The 18,557-nt window shown below is 47.8% G+C and carries 18 protein-coding genes; all 18 read right to left on the bottom strand.

Going from position 1 to position 18,557, the window contains the following annotated elements:
- Positions 1 to 35 precede the first annotated feature (35 nt).
- Positions 36 to 914, bottom strand: coding sequence for a TIM barrel protein (locus tag QBE55_10950; protein WZL78046.1), 879 nt, complete (start codon positions 912 to 914; stop codon positions 36 to 38).
- A gap of 25 nt (positions 915 to 939) precedes the next feature.
- A complete protein-coding gene (locus tag QBE55_10945) occupies positions 940 to 1,539 on the bottom strand; it encodes a hypothetical protein (protein WZL78045.1) in 600 nt (199 codons plus the stop codon).
- A complete protein-coding gene (locus QBE55_10940; GenBank protein WZL78044.1) occupies positions 1,536 to 2,096 on the bottom strand; it encodes a PilN domain-containing protein in 561 nt (186 codons plus the stop codon). Before QBE55_10940 ends, QBE55_10945 begins: the two co-directional genes overlap by 4 nt.
- The gene (locus QBE55_10935; GenBank protein WZL78043.1) at positions 2,093 to 3,019 is read right to left on the bottom strand and encodes a hypothetical protein; all 927 of its coding nucleotides are present in this window, start codon (positions 3,017 to 3,019) and stop codon (positions 2,093 to 2,095) included. The genes QBE55_10940 and QBE55_10935 overlap by 4 nt, the downstream gene beginning before the upstream one ends.
- A 13-nt stretch (positions 3,020 to 3,032) precedes the next feature.
- Positions 3,033 to 4,367 (bottom strand): hypothetical protein, encoded by a 1,335-nt coding sequence (locus QBE55_10930; protein ID WZL78042.1) that lies wholly within the window; start codon positions 4,365 to 4,367, stop codon positions 3,033 to 3,035.
- Positions 4,368 to 4,838 carry a type II secretion system protein gene (locus tag QBE55_10925; GenBank protein ID WZL78041.1) on the bottom strand — a complete coding sequence of 157 codons (471 nt, stop codon included), beginning with the start codon at positions 4,836 to 4,838 and terminating at the stop codon, positions 4,368 to 4,370. It abuts the gene before it with no gap.
- Between the two features lie 10 nt (positions 4,839 to 4,848).
- The gene (locus QBE55_10920) at positions 4,849 to 5,694 is read right to left on the bottom strand and encodes a prepilin-type N-terminal cleavage/methylation domain-containing protein (GenBank protein WZL78040.1); all 846 of its coding nucleotides are present in this window, start codon (positions 5,692 to 5,694) and stop codon (positions 4,849 to 4,851) included.
- On the bottom strand, positions 5,687 to 6,181 hold the full coding sequence (locus QBE55_10915) for a prepilin-type N-terminal cleavage/methylation domain-containing protein (GenBank protein WZL78039.1): 495 nt from the start codon (positions 6,179 to 6,181) through the stop codon (positions 5,687 to 5,689). The genes QBE55_10920 and QBE55_10915 overlap by 8 nt, the downstream gene beginning before the upstream one ends.
- Positions 6,182 to 6,293: 112 nt before the next feature.
- On the bottom strand, positions 6,294 to 7,079 hold the full coding sequence (locus QBE55_10910; GenBank protein ID WZL78038.1) for a prepilin peptidase: 786 nt from the start codon (positions 7,077 to 7,079) through the stop codon (positions 6,294 to 6,296).
- Positions 7,080 to 7,141: 62 nt separating this feature from the next.
- On the bottom strand, positions 7,142 to 8,260 hold the full coding sequence (locus tag QBE55_10905; protein WZL78037.1) for a type II secretion system F family protein: 1,119 nt from the start codon (positions 8,258 to 8,260) through the stop codon (positions 7,142 to 7,144).
- 79 nt (positions 8,261 to 8,339) lie between these two features.
- Positions 8,340 to 9,395, bottom strand: a complete 1,056-nt coding sequence (locus QBE55_10900; GenBank protein WZL78036.1) for a type IV pilus twitching motility protein PilT — start codon at positions 9,393 to 9,395, stop codon at positions 8,340 to 8,342.
- 14 nt (positions 9,396 to 9,409) lie between these two features.
- Positions 9,410 to 11,137 (bottom strand): GspE/PulE family protein, encoded by a 1,728-nt coding sequence (locus QBE55_10895; GenBank protein ID WZL78035.1) that lies wholly within the window; start codon positions 11,135 to 11,137, stop codon positions 9,410 to 9,412.
- Complete coding sequence (locus tag QBE55_10890) at positions 11,110 to 11,625, bottom strand: YqeG family HAD IIIA-type phosphatase (GenBank protein ID WZL78034.1); 516 nt, start codon at positions 11,623 to 11,625, stop codon at positions 11,110 to 11,112. Before QBE55_10890 ends, QBE55_10895 begins: the two co-directional genes overlap by 28 nt.
- A gap of 229 nt (positions 11,626 to 11,854) precedes the next feature.
- Positions 11,855 to 12,736 (bottom strand): DegV family protein, encoded by an 882-nt coding sequence (locus QBE55_10885; protein ID WZL78033.1) that lies wholly within the window; start codon positions 12,734 to 12,736, stop codon positions 11,855 to 11,857.
- Positions 12,737 to 12,887: 151 nt separating this feature from the next.
- A complete protein-coding gene (gene sigK / locus QBE55_10880; GenBank protein WZL78032.1) occupies positions 12,888 to 13,610 on the bottom strand; it encodes an RNA polymerase sporulation sigma factor SigK in 723 nt (240 codons plus the stop codon).
- Between the two features lie 115 nt (positions 13,611 to 13,725).
- A complete protein-coding gene (locus QBE55_10875; protein WZL78031.1) occupies positions 13,726 to 15,411 on the bottom strand; it encodes a penicillin-binding protein 2 in 1,686 nt (561 codons plus the stop codon).
- 195 nt (positions 15,412 to 15,606) lie between these two features.
- Entirely contained in the window at positions 15,607 to 16,758 is a 1,152-nt protein-coding gene (gene mltG, locus QBE55_10870) for an endolytic transglycosylase MltG (GenBank protein ID WZL78030.1), read from the bottom strand.
- A gap of 105 nt (positions 16,759 to 16,863) precedes the next feature.
- A complete protein-coding gene (locus tag QBE55_10865; protein WZL78029.1) occupies positions 16,864 to 18,531 on the bottom strand; it encodes a ribonuclease J in 1,668 nt (555 codons plus the stop codon).
- Positions 18,532 to 18,557: the final 26 nt, after the last annotated feature.

Here is an 18,557-nt window from a genome sequence, read left to right as displayed (position 1 = left end):
CAGGCCAGCCGTTTTTGAATTTCATTACCATGTTATCATAAACGGGCTCCGTTGAATAGAGAAAATTTTTCCTGCAGGATTTTTTGCAGCCGGACGGCATCTTCCGCCATGGTTTTTCTGGACTCGCATATAATGACGGGTTCCAGATTCTTTTGAAGGAGAAGCTCCGCAAGGGGCTCAAAGTCCGGACCGTATTCCGTTTCCTGATAGGTCCGGTGCCTTTTTTCCCCCGCAGCTGTGTATTCAATCCTGCTGAAATGCACGTGAAACGCTCTTCCCCGCCGGTCGTCAAGCGCTCCCGAAATGGAATCCAATATGTTTTCATAATCCTTTGATGTGCGGATTCCTCCCTGTGAACGGGCATGAAGGTGTCCAAAATCCACAGTGGGAATCAGGGACTCATCCAGTTGGCACAGATCCAGTATTTCCTCCAGTGAGCCCAGCTGGTTCTTCTTTCCCATGGTCTCGGGACAGAGGTGGATTCCTTTTGCGATAAATTCACTGCACTCCTCCATGGCCCGCAGCAACAGCTTTTTCGCATCTTTCATTGCCGGCTCCCTGTCCCCTTTTCCGGCAGATCCCGGATGGAACACAACCCGTTTCGCACCAAACCAGTCGGCAGCTTCCATGGAGCGATACAGATAACGGACGGTTTTCTTCCGCCCTTCCTCCTCCCGGCTGGCCAGATTGATATAATAAGGCGCATGCAGGCTCATGGCAATTCCCCATTTTGCAGCCTGTTCCCCAATTTCCCCTGCAGTCGATTCCTTCAGGCGAATCCCCCTGGTAACGGAATACTCATAGGCCTCCAGGCCCATGTCATGAAGCCATTTCGGCATTTCCACGCTGTTTCGATGGCCTTGTTCATAGAAGCTTTCAGAATTGCCAGCCGGGCCGAATTTTATTTTGTTCATGATGAGAAACACACTCCTTTGAAAGTCATTTGATCGAAACAGATTTTGATTCATCCGATGATGCTTTGTCTCCTTTTCTGTAAAAATTCAACGTCATCTCCACATCAAGAGGATTATTCGCTCCACCTGCCGTCCCTATGGAATCCCCATTGCCTTCTTCCGGATGGATCAACGATATCTGCATGTCGGATACGGAAGGCCGGACGGAAAGGGAATCCAGGGAAGACAACAGCTGCGTCAGACCGGAATAATCCGTTGAAAAATGAAAGCGCACCGGCAGGACAATATAGTCCTTCTTTTTTATGGGCTCCAGAAAAATAAGACTTTCTTTTTTCATGTGACCCAGGTCCGATTCCGACAGCATGACGATTATATCATAAGAATCCAGATCTTTCGGTAAACCGGCCTTGATTTTCCGGAACCTGGTTTTCAGTTCTGAGGACCGGGCAGCAAGATCATCCCGCTTCCAAACCATATCCGCACTTTTCTGCAGGGAAGACAACTCCCTGCTATCATTGCGGATGTCTCTGCGAACCGGGCCAAGAAAGAACCTGTAATACAGGAAGAAAGCAAAAACAAGGAAGGCCGGCAGGAGCAGCTCTTTTCGGATGTTCTTCCGGCTCATGATGTCTCCTCCTTCGTTTTCCGGAAATCCAGGATACCATATAAATATAAATGAAAAGCCACTTCCTTATTGTCCCGATAAAGGATCCTTTCCATACGAACCTCTGAAAAGAACCCGCTGTCCTTCAGATTGCGGAGATATTCTGCGAGAAGGACTTCATCCGGACTGCTTCCGGACACCACGACCGTTGTCCCATCACAGGTTATTTCCTGAATGGAGACACCATGCGGAAGGGAATCCATCAGGACATCACATCTATTCCGCCAGGATTGCGGAGCTTCCTCCTCCATTTCATGAAAAGCCGATATCCGGTCCTGCCATTCCTCCAGCTTTGCCTGCTGCTGTTCATAATCCTTCTCCAGCACGGAAGGCTGCCCTGTCTGCGCCCGGGCAGAAGCAAGCATCTGCTTTTTCTCACTTCGGGTCCGCAATGGTTTCAGAAAACCGTAATTCACTATCGGCCAGACAGAAAGGCACAAAATAAGAAACAGAACAAACCAGTGACCTGCCGGCGACTTTCCTTGATATTCCTGCGGTAAAAGATTGAGATCCTTCATTCGGTATTCTCCTTCCATAGCACGGAGCCAAGGCAGTTTCCGTACAAATTCAGATCCATTCCGGACGGAATTTCAGGAAAATAATTCCGAAATTCATTCATGTCAGAAAGTTTCACGGAAATCTGATCCTGCATGGCAGAACAAACACCCCCGGCATACACGCCTCCTCCGTATGCGATCGCCTGCTGCAGGGGAATACCGGCATGGGAATAGGTAAAGGTATCTATCAGACTGCTGCAGCTTCGGAGAATGGGAATCAGATAACCCTCCATGAGGTCCGCGGACCCGCCCTCCAGGCATCTGCATCCTACAGGAATCACCCTGGGCGCAAATATTCTTTCCCGATAAGCAATGGCTACCGTGGTGTTGTCGTACCCCAGATCCAGCATCAAATAAGCAGAATGGGAAGGAAGCTCCCTGCAGCGATTCATCAGGCAACGGAAAACCCGCAGAACGGCATAGATCTGGACATCGACAGCGGTCAGATGGAATCCCAGGCGGATTGCCCTGTCAATATATTCCCGATTGACGCTTCTGGAAACAGCAGCGGCTAACGCTGTACGCTGTCCGTTTTGACGATCCCTTTCGGGTAACAGAAGATAATCATAATCAAACTTCTCATTCAGATCCGTCTGGTATCGATTCATCTCTTCCCATACAAGCCCGGGGAACCGGGATTCCTCTTCCCCCTTCAGCTTTATTTCCCGGATCACCATGGACGTGTGGTGAAAAGACAATACCGTATTCATGGAACGGTATTGCCATTTCCGGATGAGTCGCACCGGGGTTCCGGTCCCGTTGATTTCCTCCCATGGAAGAATGCCATAATGAAGGATGCGGATATCCGGCTCTTTGACAGCTGCAATGATCTTATAGGAATGGTTTCCCATGTCCAAAGCAAGAACTTTTCTGGAAAAGGCCAACGAAAGACTCACCTCATTCTTCTATAATTTCCCGATAGAGATGCTCCCGGAAGGATGAAATCTCCACCAGGGCCTTTTTGTCATCCACCCTGAAAAAGCGCTTCAGCGGTTCCCCCTGTTCCTCCAGCAAATGAAGCAAAAGTCTTTTATCTTCCTTCAAACTGAGGTTTCCTTCCACAACCACCTTTTTCCCGGAAATCAACAGACCGCGGAAACGTACGGAATCCCCCGGTCCAACCTGAATGGAACCGTTTGTACACACGATACCGCTGTATTCTCCCGGTGGGAGGACAATATCTTTTTCCTCCGGAATCACACAAAGGACAGGGGAATCCGGATTCCGGACAGAGAATCCTGTTTCATTTGGCAGCACATTAACCTTTGGTACCAAAACCGATGGATCCAGCTGTGTTCTGTAATCCCAGCCAGCCTGTTTTTCCATTTTGTACAGAATGTCCCCGGTTGCCGCCCCCGCAAGAAAATTGGATTGACGGGGAGTATGAAGGTTTCCCTTAATCGCAATGGAATTCTGCAGAGCCTCTATGGGATGATAGGCATATACATCCTTTCGGCAAATAACCTGATTGCCTTTTCCTGCTGTTATAATGCTGCCGCAGACAAGATCCTGTGAAAAAGAAGCGGAGCTTTCCTCCCGGATGATAATATCCTGCCTGGTGAAAAGATGATTGCGTAGTTCCAGCCTGCTTTGCCCCTCTGCAAGAATCTCCCCCTGGGTGTATACCTCACCATCGGACTGGAAAGAGCCGGAGCCGCATACTTCCATTCCCTCATCGGATAACAGAGTCATACAAAACAGACTGCTGTCATATAGCTGACTTACTTTATTGATTTGAAGAGTGGCATCGACCCGTCTTTTTATTTTACCGATTTTTGCCCTGGAGACAATCCTCATCTCTGGAGGTTGGTTGCGGAACCTGCAGATAATCTTCACATCGATATCCGATTCGGGAGGCAGATCTGATAAAACCGGTCCGGTATAATCCACCACAGAATCCCCATAGCCCATTTCTTTCAATCTTCCCTTCAGTTTTGGGATCAACTCTTCCGCCACATGCCGGTCCGCACTTTCCTGTAGACTGGAAAGCGAATGCATCAAAGGATCCCACTCAAAATCCGACAGGCATTCCGCCTGAACCTCCCGGATGATCTGCGTAAAATCCCGGGCAGCGCAACGGGCGCCGGATTCTGCCAGATAATAGGCTTCCTGATGCAGATCCTCCGCCCTGGAAATGGCAAAATGGTTATCCACCACGGAGGATACCATCCCCGGCAGAACCGAGAGAGCTGCCATAATAAAAAGAAGCGGAATCAGTATCGAACCCTTCAATTACTCATCTCCAAGATAGAACACTTTCTTCAACGTAAATGCAGGCTTGCCGTGATATCCTTTCCTGCCTATTTTTATCGTCAGCAGATCCTTCTCCAGACTGGGTTCAAAAACGGATATATTGTGCGCAAGATCATTTACTCCACCGCCAAAACTTTCTCTCAGGGTTCCACTTTTCGATAAAGTATAGGCATGCACCCCATGCGATGGAGTTGAAACGTTCTCAATATAGATATTCAGCTCTTTTCCGGAAACCTCCACTTTTTTTCCGGCCCCGTCCGTAAAGCGTATTGTTTCCGATATACGATCCAGTGCTGCCCGGACATTTTCCTCTGCTTCCACCTGTTCTTCAATGGATTGGACCAGGCGATATGCCGTCATGGAAAATGTCATGACAGCAGCTATTACAATGGAAAAAATACTCAGTGACAGGATGCATTCAAGAAGGGTCAGTCCACTTTGTTTGTTCAATGCACTCCTCCTAATAAACTGCCCGAATGATACCCTGACGGACAGAAACGGGTTTTTTATCCCCCGGCTTTGCAAACACCTTAACCTGCACAAAAACCAGGGCGCTGGCCGCCTCTCCAGCTTTATAGGAAAAAAAGCGGACCGGATCCGTTCCCAATCTGCCTGCCCGCTGATCTGTTGAAAAAGTCTGTCCGTTACAGTGGACCAGCACTCTTCCGTAACGAAATGGAGATTCATATACGTTGATATTCCACGGGTCCGTACAGTCCTCCGCGCAGACAGAAACCGACAGGTCCGTATGCATTTGCTGTGCACAAATGTTGAGCTCATGAATCCCTGTGGATGGGTTCAGATGATGGAATATGGAATTTCCGTCTGCATCCGCCATTCGCATGGACATTCCACTTGCTTCCTGTTTCAGATCCACCTGAAGAAAGCCGCTGCCGGAAAGGGAGATCAGGCTTTGCAGATCATTGGCGACAAAATAGGACAGGAACCCGCCTTCTCCGTTATCCTTCAGAATCAAATCCAGATGATCCATACCTCTTTCCTCTGTATCGGATTCCGGGAAATAACGCTTTGCCTCCGTTTCAAGGAAAAAATCCCCATCCTTTTTTCGCTCCTTTTCCGCCATCGAAGCCAGCTTCGGAACAGACAGACTCTTTAATTCCTCGTATTGGTTGTCTGCAGCCGCATCTGCCAGTAAAATCGTCCTGCTCTTCTGATTTACCTTGGTAAAGTGTATTGCCATGCCAAAAAAAGGCGGAACCAGAATTCCAACGATCATCATCGCAACCATCACTTCTATCAGACTATACCCTTTATGGCCCGATAATGACTTGCCCTTCTCATTCATATACCCGTACCCTGCCGGTGGCTACCTCAACGGTTATCCGAATATGATTCCCGTGTTTCGTTTTCAGGAGGATGGACCCGGCCTGATTGGGACTCCCCAAATAGGAAAATCTTAAAATCCGATAATCTTTCCATTCCCCTCCATAATTTGGGCTATAAAGAGTGGAGGAGATTTCTGATATCCTGGGGTCCAGAGATACTTTTTTTATGGGATCGAATAACAGATTCTCTCTTCGGATGAGATAATAACACTCTCCGGTGTGCAGTTCAAAATGGCAGGAATCGCTCTCCTGAACGGATATTCTCTGCACCCGGCGGATATCATTGGCAATCTGACAGGCCGTGCTGCGCAATACCCAACGGTCGCTGAAGTGCAGCAGATCAGGAACAGCCAGTGAAGTCAGAATACCCAGTATCAGGATAACAAGCAGGATCTCTATCAGTGTAAAACCACTGTTCTTTCCGGATAAATGGACGCCTTCCCGCATCCAATCATTCCTTTCCCCCTCACACCAAAGGATTCTGTAGAATAAGCCAAATTCATCTAATATTTGATAATCAAGTGTATTATAGTATATATTTCTACATAATTCAATATCTTCATCCGGGATATCGCCCAAAAAAAATCTGGAGATACCACCGAATCAGATCCCTGCCATAAAGAATGGAAAGGAAAGTTCCTATGGCAATAAAAGGTGCAAAAGGGATGGCATCACTATATTTTTTTTTGTGCAGCAGCAAAAGAATGCCACCAAAAAGGCCTCCGGCATATATGGACAACAGGATGGACAGGGCAGCCTGCTTCCACCCAAGAAACAGGCCGACCAACCCCATAAGCTTCCCATCTCCTCCGCCCATTCCTTCCTTGTGCCGAACCTTCCAAAACAGGAAAGCGACCAGCAAAGGGAAGCCCCCGCCAAGCAACATTCCCGCCAGCGAATTCTGCCAGGAAACGGACCAACCGGCCAGGCTCAGCAAGATGCCGAAAATCCCGCCGGTACGGATCAGTCCATCCGGTATGATCTGATATTCCATATCAATGGCTGCGGCAACAATCAGCAGGGAACAAAGAACCGCATAAGCAACAAATGTCTTTCCCATGCCAACCCGGACTGCCAATGCCAGATAAACCGATCCGGTCAGCAGTTCAATCAGTGGATACCGGACGGATATTTTTGCATGGCAATACCTGCACCTGCCTCTCAGGCAGAGATAGCTGAGAACGGGAATCAGATCCGGTCCATTCAGTTTTGCGTTGCAGACCGTACAATGGGAAGCAGGAAAAACAATGGACTCTTTTTTGGGAATCCTGTAGATACATACATTGAAAAAGCTCCCCATCAGCAAACCGGTTATAAAAACAATTACAGGAAACAATGCTTCCATTTCTATCGCCCAACCATTTTGGGATGCCCACCTCTTTTCGCCCACCGGGTATCATCGCATGATTATTGTATGGTTTGCATCATATCAATCATGGGAAGATACATGGCAATCACGATAAAGCCGATCACAACCGCCATCAGGATCAGCATGACCGGCTCCAGCATGGTTGTCATCTTCTGAATGGCTGCATCGGTCTCTTCCTCATAATAATCCGCTGTCCGGGAAAGAACATCATCCAGTGTACCGGATGCCTCTCCAACCTGAACCATGGAAACAACCATGAAAGGGAAAATCCCCTGCCTTTGAATGGATCCGGACAGATCAAATCCTTTTCGAAGATCCTCCCGGATTGTCAAAATCGCATCTGCCACCACACGATTTCCAACTACCTTTGCCACAATTTTCATTGCAGAAAGCAGTGGGATCCCACTGGCCAAAAGGATGGAAAGTGTCCGGGTAAACCGGAAAACAGAACTCTTCATCACAAGATTTTTCACAACGGGCAGCTTCAGTTTCAGTTGATCCAATGATTTTCTGCCGCTGTCCGTCCGGACAGAGCGACGGAGCGTATAGCCAACAGCTATGCCGATGAGGAGCAGGGCAGGACCGTGATGCCGCAGCGCATTGCTGATGTGAAGCAACAAGCGGGTTGGTGCGGGCAGTAGTATGCCGTTGCCCTCAAACATGGATAAAAAGGTGGGAAGGATGGCAATCAGCATAAAGACAACCACCACGACCGAGACAATCACCAATAAAACCGGGTAAGCCATTGCCTCCGCTATTTTGCGCTGCATTTTCGATTCCTTTTCATAGTGCACTGCCATGCGTTCCATGATGCTTTCCAGGGTACCGCTGACTTCTCCGGCTTCCATCATATAAATGAACAATTCCGGAAATACGTTTTTGTGATCCTTCAGGCTCTCAGAAAGCGAAGAACCTGCCTGAACGGATTCATCAACCTGAACCAGGGCTTCTTTCAATAAATTGTTCTTCGTTTGCTTTCTCAGAATGTCAAGACATGTTACGATTGGAATCCCTGCATTCAGCATGGTGTAAAACTGTCTCGCAAAAACAGCGATATCCTTTGTCCTCACTTTGCGGGATCCGGCCATTTTTCTCAGGCCCGTGCCTTCCGTCACCCTGCTTACTGCAATGGGGTGATATTTATTGTATAAAGGCATCTGTCTTCCCCCTTACGACTTACTTCTGTCCGTATCAGGCAGATGAAATAACCTGAATTTCCACTTTTGGCAGGCCCTCTTAGCCCGGGAGATAGCGTCCCGGCATTTCCGGATCCATTGCATGCTCTCTGGCCGTTTCGGAAGTAATGCATCCTTCACGAACCAATTCCCTCAGTGAGGCATCCATTGTCTGCATACCAACCTTTGTTCCGGTCTGGACAGCGGTCAGGATCTGATGTGTTTTCCCTTCCCGGATCAGGTTGCGGACTGCGCCTGTCGCCAACAGAATCTCCAGTGCAGCCACCCGTCCTTTCCCATTGGCCAGAGGAAGAAGCTGCTGTGAAATAATACCTTCCAGCACCTGAGCCAGTTGGATCCGGATCCGGGCCTGTTGATTCACGGGAAAGGAATCGATGATCCGATCCACTGTCTGATCTGCACGAAGGGTATGAAGTGTGGATAAAACCAGGTGCCCGGTTTCTGCAGCGGTCAGAACAATTCCCATGGTTTCCGGATCCCGCATCTCTCCCACCAGAATCACATCCGGATCCTCCCGCAATGCAGCCCGCAGAGCATTGGAAAAAGATCTGGAATCGCTGCCGATCTCCCTTTGATTGACAATGCAATGGTTATGTTCATGCAAATATTCGATGGGATCTTCCAAAGTGATGATGTGACAGCTCCTGTTTCGATTGATGTGGTCCACCATGGCAGCCAGTGTGGTGGACTTTCCGCTTCCGCTGGGACCGGTGACAAGAATCAGCCCTCTTACCTTCCTGCAAAGATCCTTCAAAGTCCCCGGAAGACCCAACTCATCCAAAGCAGGTACTCTTGCGGGAATCACACGAATTGCCAATGCATGCCATCCGCGCTGTCTATAGACATTTATCCGAAATCGGGCGACACCCGGCAGAAAAAAAGGCAGATCCAGTTCCCCGTTTTCCTCCAGCTCTTCCAACTGGGTTTCGTTCAGAACCTGACGGATAAAAGCATCGGTGTCCTTTGGCGTCATGGAAATCTCTCCAAAGCGCTGCAGCTTTCCATGGATTCTCATGACAGGCGGGATACCCACTGCAATGTGGAGATCCGATGCTTTCGCATTCACTGTATCTTTCAGAAGGTCAAAGAATTCCATTTCCTTTCTCTCCCTTATTCCAAACGATATGTAATTCTCAGCATTTCATCCAGTGACGTAATTCCCTGCCGAACCAGCTGCCCGCAATTTTCATGCAACGGGACGGTCCCATGTCTTGAAGCAGCCATTCGCAACTGATCAATGGATGCCCTGCCCGTGATCAGTTCACGAATTTCACGGGTCATCAGCATAACCTCATGAATGGAGGTTCTGCCCAGATAGCCGGTATTGCCGCACATGTTGCATCCCGTGCCCCGATAGAGAACATCCGCCTGGGACAGATGGAGAAGTTCCCTTTCGGAGGGAACCGGCTGGTACGCTTTCCTGCAGTTTGTACAGATCTTTTTTACCAGCCTCTGCGCAACGACACCGATCACAGCGGAAGAAACCAGATAGGGTTCAATCCCCATGTCCACCAGCCTCGATACTGCGGAAGCAGAATCGTTGGTATGCATGGTGCTCAATACCAAATGCCCTGTTATGGAAGCGCGGATGGCAATTTCCGCCGTTTCCGCATCACGGATCTCGCCGATCATGATAATGTCCGGATCCTGTCTCAGGATGGAACGCAAGCCGTTGGCAAATGTCAGGCCGGTCCTGGTATTGACCTGGACCTGATTGATTCCATCCAGATGATATTCCACGGGATCTTCCACCGTAATAATATTGCGGCTTGTCCGGTTCAATTCCTGCAAGGCAGCATATAATGTAGTCGTCTTTCCGCTTCCTGTAGGGCCTGTGACCAGAATGATCCCATTGGGACTCCGGATCAGTTTGCTGAACAACTTTATATTCCCTTCACTGAAGCCCAGCTGACATTTGGTACGAATCGTACTATTGCGATTCAGAAGGCGGACCACAATCTTCTCGCCGTATATGGTCGGAAGAACGGAAATTCGCAGATCCACTTCTTTGTTGTCCACTTGCATCTCCACTCTCCCATCCTGAGGGAGCCGTTTCTCTGCAATATCCATCCTGCCCAGTATTTTAATCCGCGTCACAACAGCTGAATGAACGGCCCTGGAAACCGTCATGATTTCCTGAAGATCGCCGTCAATCCGAAAGCGGATGCGAACTTCCCCTTCATAGGGTTCGATATGAATATCGCTTGCCCTTGCCCGTACAGCGCGCTCCATAATGGAATTGACAAGCCGTACTGCCGGAGCATGATTTACGGCATCCACAGCCAGGGCTTCCCTTTCCACACTCCGCTTCATCGGATCCGGCGTTGCCCCGGCTTCCTTTACAAAGTCACTGACTGCCCTTTCCGCACTCTCGTTGCCATAATACTGATCCACAGCTATCCGGATGGAACTCCGCAGGGCCAGGGCAGGTTTTACGTTCAGGCCTGTAGCGATACTGACATCATCAATGGCATACAGATTGAAGGGATCCGACATTGCCACGACAATTTCATTTCCTTCCCGGGAAACCGGTATCAACATATGTCTTCTTGCCAGGCTCTCGCTGATCAGCCGGGGTACCTGCGGATCGATCCGGAATCCGGAAAAATCGATATAAGGCAAATTGCGATAGGCCTTCAAAACCTGGATCAACTGCTTTTCATTTACCAGGCCGTCTTTGATCAAAAGCTCTTCCAGCTTTTCCCCTGTGCTTTTTTGCCTTCTCAGCTCTTCCTCCAGCTGCTCGGAAGATAAAATCCCCAATTCCAGCAAAACATCACCCAGCCCGGTTTCCCTGCGGGCTTCTTTGTTTATTTTGAAATCCTGTGTGACTTGCATTTGGATTTCCTCCCAACCAGAAGTCTCTCGATCCATCTGTTGAACTTTGTCCCGATAAACTCCCTGGGATCCATTGGATCAACCAGTATGGTATAAAGGCCTGTCCGATTTCCTCCCAGAATATCAGTGAGAATCTGATCTCCAATGACCAGCGTATCGCAGGACATGCTCTTAAGAGCAGCCAAAGCACTCTGAAAAGCCCGGACACATGGCTTTCCCCTGCATGGTGCGGCGATTACACCCAATTCCAAGGCGAATTGCTGCACTTTTTGCTGTTGGCTGTTGGACAGAAGGCAGATCCGGAAACCTGTTTTCTCTGCCCTGCGCAGCCAGCGGTCCAGCTGCGGGTTGATATGATATTGGTTCCATGGGGTAATGGTGTTGTCAATATCGAGTATGATATTGTGATATCCCCGATTCCAAAGATCCTCCAATTCAATATCATAGATGGACCCTGCTGTCTGATCGGGCTGAAACAAATCCTGCATGGAGATCTTCCTTTTCCGACAATGAAAAAATTTCTTTCATCATCCTGAATGTCGTATATTATATTGTGTTCATTATATAAAGAATCGGTTTATCTGTCAAAAAATTGACTGGAATCTTATTCCAGCCAATCCGCTTTTTCGATTCATTTCCCCGGAAAATGCATGAAAAGCGCCTACTTTCCATTGAAATTCACTTCATCCAATCATGATAAAAATTTCAAAACAGATATCAGGAAAAGCGCTTGTTGCCAAGGTAAAATATTGTAAACAGGCCTGGCCCGCAGTGTGCGCCGATCACCACGCCAAGATTCGTGATGGTCACCCTGGAAACGGAAGGAAAATTCTCCAGCACCCTGTCCCGGACAAATTCCGCGTCCCCGATGCAGTCCGCATGGTTAATATGTACCTCCTGCCCATCCGGCTCAGTGAAGTCAGTCTTCATCTTATCGAGGATGGCAAGCAGCGCTGATTTGCGACCACGCACCTTGTTGCATAAAGTCAGCCTGCCGTCGTTATCCACATAGAGTACCGGCTTTACATGAAGCAACGAGCCGACCATTGCCTCCGAGTTGGAGACACGCCCGCTGCGTTTAAGATAATGCAGATCATCCACCGTAAACCAGTGCATGATGTTGCGTTTATGCTTCTCAGCCCAGTCTATCACTTCATCAAAACTACTGCCTCCGTCCCTGAGCCGGACCATATAGGTAATCAGCAACCCCAGCCCGCCGGAAACACACAGAGTATCCATCACATAAAAGCGCTGATTGGGATACTCTTCCCTTATCTGACCGGCAGCCTCGGCAGCATTTACATAGGAATGGGAAAGCTGTTTTGTCATATCGAGATACAGGACATCCTTTCCCTGCTCCATGAGCTTTTTAAAGAATTCATGATATTCATAGGTGTTGATCATCGAAGTAGAAAGTTCTGCGCCTTTCCGCATACGTTTGTAGACGCGTTCACGGGACTCTTCCCTGCAATCGTCGTAATAGACTTCATTGTCTATCGTATAGTTGTAGCTTATGAACGGGACGTCATGCTCCTCAAAGAATTCAGCCGGCAGATCGGCGGTAGACGCCGTGGCAATAATATAATCACGTTCGGCCATAGACGATTCACCTCATATATGTTTTATTCATTTTATGAAATTTCTTCCGAATTTATTATACCATATATGAGGCAGGGTTGTCGATAACGCTGCCGGTGCAAATTTCCGGATGCAGCGTATGCAAAACCTCCACAGCTCATTGGCGACACGGTCACACACTGTTCTTCCCGGAATCACACGAAGGGCTGTCAAACTCCTTTGCCAGTCTCATAATCGCCTTTTTTTCGATTCTGGAAACATAGGATCTGGAAATTCCAAGTATTTGTGCAATTTCTCTCTGCGTTTTACTCTTCCCGTTGGACAGGCCGTAACGCATTTCCAAAACAATTTGCTCTCTTTTTTTCAGAACAGACTGCATTTTTTCACGCAGTTTCCGGACCTGAAGCTTGAGTTCCACCTGATCCGTTACGGAATCAGGATCCGTACCCAGAATATCAATCAGGGTAATTTCATTTCCTTCTTTGTCCATTCCAATGGGATCCTGAAGGGAAACCTCCCCTTTGGTTTTCCTGGATGCACGGATAGTCATCAGGATTTCGTTTTCAATGCAGCGTGCTGCATAGGTAGCAAGCCTGGTGTTTTTATTCATATTATAGGTGGATATGGCTTTGATCAAACCGATGGTTCCTATGGAGATCAGATCATCCACTTCTTTTCCGGTGTTATTGTATTTTTTTACGATATGGGCAACCAGCCTCAGATTATGCTCAATAAGAATGTTTCTGGAGTCTTCATGGCCTTCAGCCAGCCGTTTCAGATGATACTCCTCTTCTTCCGGTTCCAGAGGCTGTGGGAAGGAATTATTCCCCATAATATGTGCCATGAAAAAAAAGCATTTGATGAGTGCCAGCAAGCTCCCTGTAATGGCTTCCATGATGTCACCTCCCCAAATCCTTCTCAAAGATACCCTGTTTAAATTATATGAGACGATTTGTAAAAAGGTGCATCAAGGTCACAAAAAAGGGACAGTGCCGAAGAAATGCTGAAAATTATTGTCCTGCATGGATCCGGATATTCTTTGCAATATCGTGAAACAGAGGTACCGCTACCTGATCAGCTCCTCCTTCTTCCTTGCTCAGTACAACGATAACATACCGGGGATCCTTTTTCGGAAAATAGCCAGCGAACCATCCATATTCCTTGCTGTAGGGATCTCCGGATACCTGAGGGGTACCCGTCTTTCCGGCAATTCCCCCGATTTGCGGATCCCTTGCCTTTTCTGCTGTACCATATTCCGTAACATCCCCCATCCATTCCGATAATGTCCCGGCAGTTTTTTCGGAAATCACTCTTCCCATAGTACGGTCTTTTCTGGATGATTTCGCAGTTTTCTGCACATTTTTCAGGGAAGATCCGTCCGGTGCGGTCAGCCCTGCCACAAGTCGTAATTGTTTCCGTTGACCGCCATTGGCCAGAGTCGTCATGAGATCCGCTATCTGAAGGGGAGTCACCATAGTCTCTCCCTGACCAATTGCCAGATTGGCAATTCCGGGACCGGTGTATTCCTGCCTGGACATAAGAAGTCCGGCCGCATTGGGCAATTCGATGTCCAGAGCCTTCCCCAGACCAAATTTTTCGGCCATTTTTACAATGTCCTCTCCACCAAGGTCCATGGCAATCCGTATGAAGGTGTCATTACAGGAATAGGCAAGAGCTTCCCGCAGTGAAATCCCGCCTAATCCGCCGCTGGAAGTATGACAGGAAAAAAAGCGGCTGCCCACCTGTATCCCGCCGGTACAGGTAAATCTTGTATTTTCGGTGTATTTATCGCTTTCCAGTGCCGCAGCGGCCACAACAACCTTGAATACCGATCCCAGAGGATATTGTTCAAAAGGCATTGCAAGAAAAGAAGGTTCTTCGTTATGATTCATAACGCATTCCGGATCATATTGCTTGAATTGAGGCCTGCTGGCCAATGCCAGAATGTCCCCGGTCCGTGCATCCACCACCAGGCCGCTGTGATGGCGGTCCGGATACTGATCCAAAACGTTTTCCAAAATCTGCTGAATATCGTAATCCAGAGTAAGCCGGACCTGACAGGATTCCATGGGATCGGTGATTTGATATCCCAGACCAGGAATAATATGATCCTTTGCATCTGCCACTGCCTGCACCTGTTTCACGGATCCGGGATGAAGATAGCTCTCATACACCTTTTCCATTCCGCTCATGGGAACTCCGTCGGATTTCCTCAGATATCCGATTACATGTCGCGCCAGGGAATGATCACCATATCGCAGACTTCGCTCCTGATATAATACTCCCGGATACTGTCCCTTCTGAATCGGCCTGATCCTTGCAGAATCCGGGTCCGTAATAATTTCCTGATAATACGTCTGATCTTTGTGATTAAAATAGGCCTTCGGCTTTCCGGTCAGCTTTTCGATTGCCTCGTAAGCGGAATCGTCAAATCCGATGCTTCTGGGGAAGATCAACAGCTCCTGAACCTCGTCTGCCTGTGTAAACGGAATGCCGTTCCGATCCGTAATATCCCCCCGCTTTTCTTCCACATCCACGGTTACCGTTTGCTGGGGAAGGGCCATTTTGGCATATTTCTTCCCATCGATAATTTGAATCTGAAACAGCCGCAAAATGAGCAATGCAAACAGGACGGTGAAGCAACAGCCCAAATAAAAAAAACGTTTTTTTCGGGATGGTGCTTTTCTCAATGACATGCACTCCTCTCCAAAAGTGATCTGTTTCATCCATATAGGCTGACTGCCGGATAAAAAACAAGCCTTTACAGGGTAATGTAAGTATACCCTGTAAAGGCTTGGTCTATCCTCCCAGACTTGATTTTTTATGGATACCATATCCATATCTGAAAAAAGGGCTCATTTATAATAAATGAACCCTTTGATCTTATAAAATCAATTCCAGAGAACCTGATATTTCTTTTTATCCCTCACATGTCCTTCATATGTGCTGTTAAAGGCATGCAACCCTTCCTGTGGATCCATCAGTACAAAATACAACATGGATTTCTTTTCATCCATATACTCGCCATAAGGATTCAATACGGCCTCCATTGCCGATTTACCGGGGGAAGAAATCGGTCCTGCCGGCAATCCCGGATTCCGGTAGGTGTTGTAAGGCGAATCCACCCTGGTATCCTCAGCGGTCAGATTGGTTTGCTTCACATCCTTGTCCAGGACATAATTGATGGTGGCACAGGATTCCAGTTTCATGCCGATTCGAAGCCGGTTCTGGAATACAGCGGATATCTTTGTAAACTCTTCATCTATCCCTTCATTCTGAATGACAGATGCCAGGGTAACCACCTGATCCACTGTAAAATTTTCTTCCTGAGCCTTTTCCTGCATATCCTGGGTAAAGGTTTTATCGAACTGGCCCAGCAGGATCCGGATGATCTTCTCCGGAGAATCGTCTGTAAAAACGTAATAGGTATTGGGAAACAGGTACCCCTCCAGTGGAAATTTCCCTTTTTTCCGGGCTTCGGGGATATCTCTCAAAAACGGATAATCCGCAACATAATGATCCACATTTTTTGCTTCTTTTATAAAGTCTTCCTCCGTAAAAGCCAATTTATATTCATTGACCAGACGGGATGCAATCTTTCGAATATCATCGCCCTCCCGGATGGTTATCTTTATGGAGGAAACAGAGATCCGTCCATCCAGAAGCTCATTGATCATGTCCTGAAGGGTCATGCTTTTGGAAAGCTCGTACTTCCCGGCCTGCATCTCATTGGTTTTATCGGAAAAATCAACCATAAGCTTAAATGCACCCTCATTCCGTATCAGGCCCTTCTTATGCAAAATCTCTGCAATACCGTTTATAGAAGTGCCCATAGGGACTTCCACACTGATTTTGGCAGAATCCTTCGGGTTTATCGGCTTAAAGAACCTGGCGTAGATTCCATAGGCAACCAGGGCAAAAGTAGCAACGACGATGGACAGACTAATCAGAAAGATAAGAATTTGCCTCAGTACCTTTTTCAGCGTTCTATCCTTCTGCAATTTTATCGTTTCTTTATCTTTCCCGATCTCCGAATCAGGCATGAACCCCCCCTCCCTTCCAATTATCCATTTCTCCAAACTCCATCATTATACCTTTTCGAGCGGGACTTGACAAGTATTTCATTGCATTCCCGCTGAACAAACCTGTCAGATTTCCATAATAACAGGAAGGATCATGGGCTTGCGCTTGGTACGCTCATAAAGAAAATCCCTTAAACCGTTTCGGATATTCAGTTTGATGGTATTCCAGTCTGTGATTTTCTTTTCCTCACATTCCTCCAGAACATTCTTTACAATTTTCTTTGCATCCTCCATCAATTTCTCGGACTCGCGTACATAGACAAATCCGCGTGAGATGATGTCCGGTCCGGCAATGATGCTGTAATTATCCTTGGACATGGTAATAACCACCACCATCAGGCCATCCTGAGACAGATGCTTCCTGTCGCGCAGCACGATATTCCCTACATCTCCAATGCCAAGCCCGTCCACCAATACTTTTCCGGCTGTAACGGAGCCGTTGATTCTGCAGGAATTCGGAGTGAATTCAATGACATTGCCCAACTCGGCAATGAAAATGTTCTTTTTGGGCATGCCCAGGGACTCCGCCAGTTTGGCGTGTTGTTTCAGATGCCGATACTCTCCGTGAACCGGAATAAAAAATTTCGGCTTGACAAGAGTATGAATGAGCTTCAGCTCTTCCTGGCAGGCATGGCCGGATACATGGGTTTCCATAAGGGCCTCATAAATTACGTTTGCACCTTTTTTAAACAATTGATTTACAATTTTGTTGACCAGCTTCTCATTCCCCGGAATGGCACTTGCAGATATGATCACCAAATCGTCAGGTTTAATATCCAGCTTGCGATGCTCCGATGCAGCCATTCTGGCCAATGCAGACATGGGCTCTCCCTGGCTGCCGGTGGTAAGCACCACAACCTTCTTATCCGGATAATCACCAATTTGGTCCACATCCACCAGCAAGTTGGATGGTATTTTCAGATATCCCAGTTCAGTTGCCACATTGACTACATTCACCATACTTCTTCCGGAAACACACAATTTCCGGTGATGTTTCACCGTGGCATTTACAACCTGCTGAATCCGGTGAACATTGGATGCAAAGGAAGCCACGATAATTCTTCCTGCAGCTTCGTCAAAGATGTTTTCAAAGGTGACTCCGACGGTCTTCTCCGACATGGTGTACCCTGGGCGTTCCACATTGGTGCTGTCGCACAAAAGAGCCAGCACACCCTGCTCCCCCAGGCTTGCGAATCGTGCCAGATCCATGACCTGCCCGTCAATCGGTGTAAAATCCACCTTGAAATCACTGGTATGAACGATGACACCCACCGGTGTTGTAATCGCCAGGGCGACGGAATCCGCTATACTGTGACTGGTTTTAATGAACTCCACCGATATGTTTCCAAACCTGACAACATCCTTTGCTTTTACTATATGAAGGGAAACGTCATGTTCCATGCCGTGTTCCTTCAGTTTGTTCTCCACCAGTCCCAGGGTAAGCTTAGTCCCATAGACCGGTACATTCAGCTGCCTGAGCACATAGGGCAGTGCCCCGATATGATCTTCATGTCCGTGGGTCAATACAATTGCCCTGACTTTTTCCTTGTTTTTTTTCAGATAAGTGATGTCCGGAATCACAAGGTCAATTCCCAACATCTCATCCTCTGGAAAACTGAGTCCGCAATCCACAACGACGATATCCTCCCCATATTCGAATACCGTCATATTCTTTCCGATTTCCCCCAGTCCTCCCAAAGGGATAACTTTTAGTAATTTCGTTTTCGATGCCACGAAATAAAGTCCTCCTCCTTCTCTTT

It is taken from the genome of Eubacteriales bacterium mix99, assembly GCA_038396605.1.
Classification (GTDB): Bacteria; Bacillota; Clostridia; order Caldicoprobacterales; family DTU083; genus UBA4874.
Note: the sequence above shows the minus strand (reverse complement) of the source record. Positions and strands in the feature narration are given on the sequence as shown.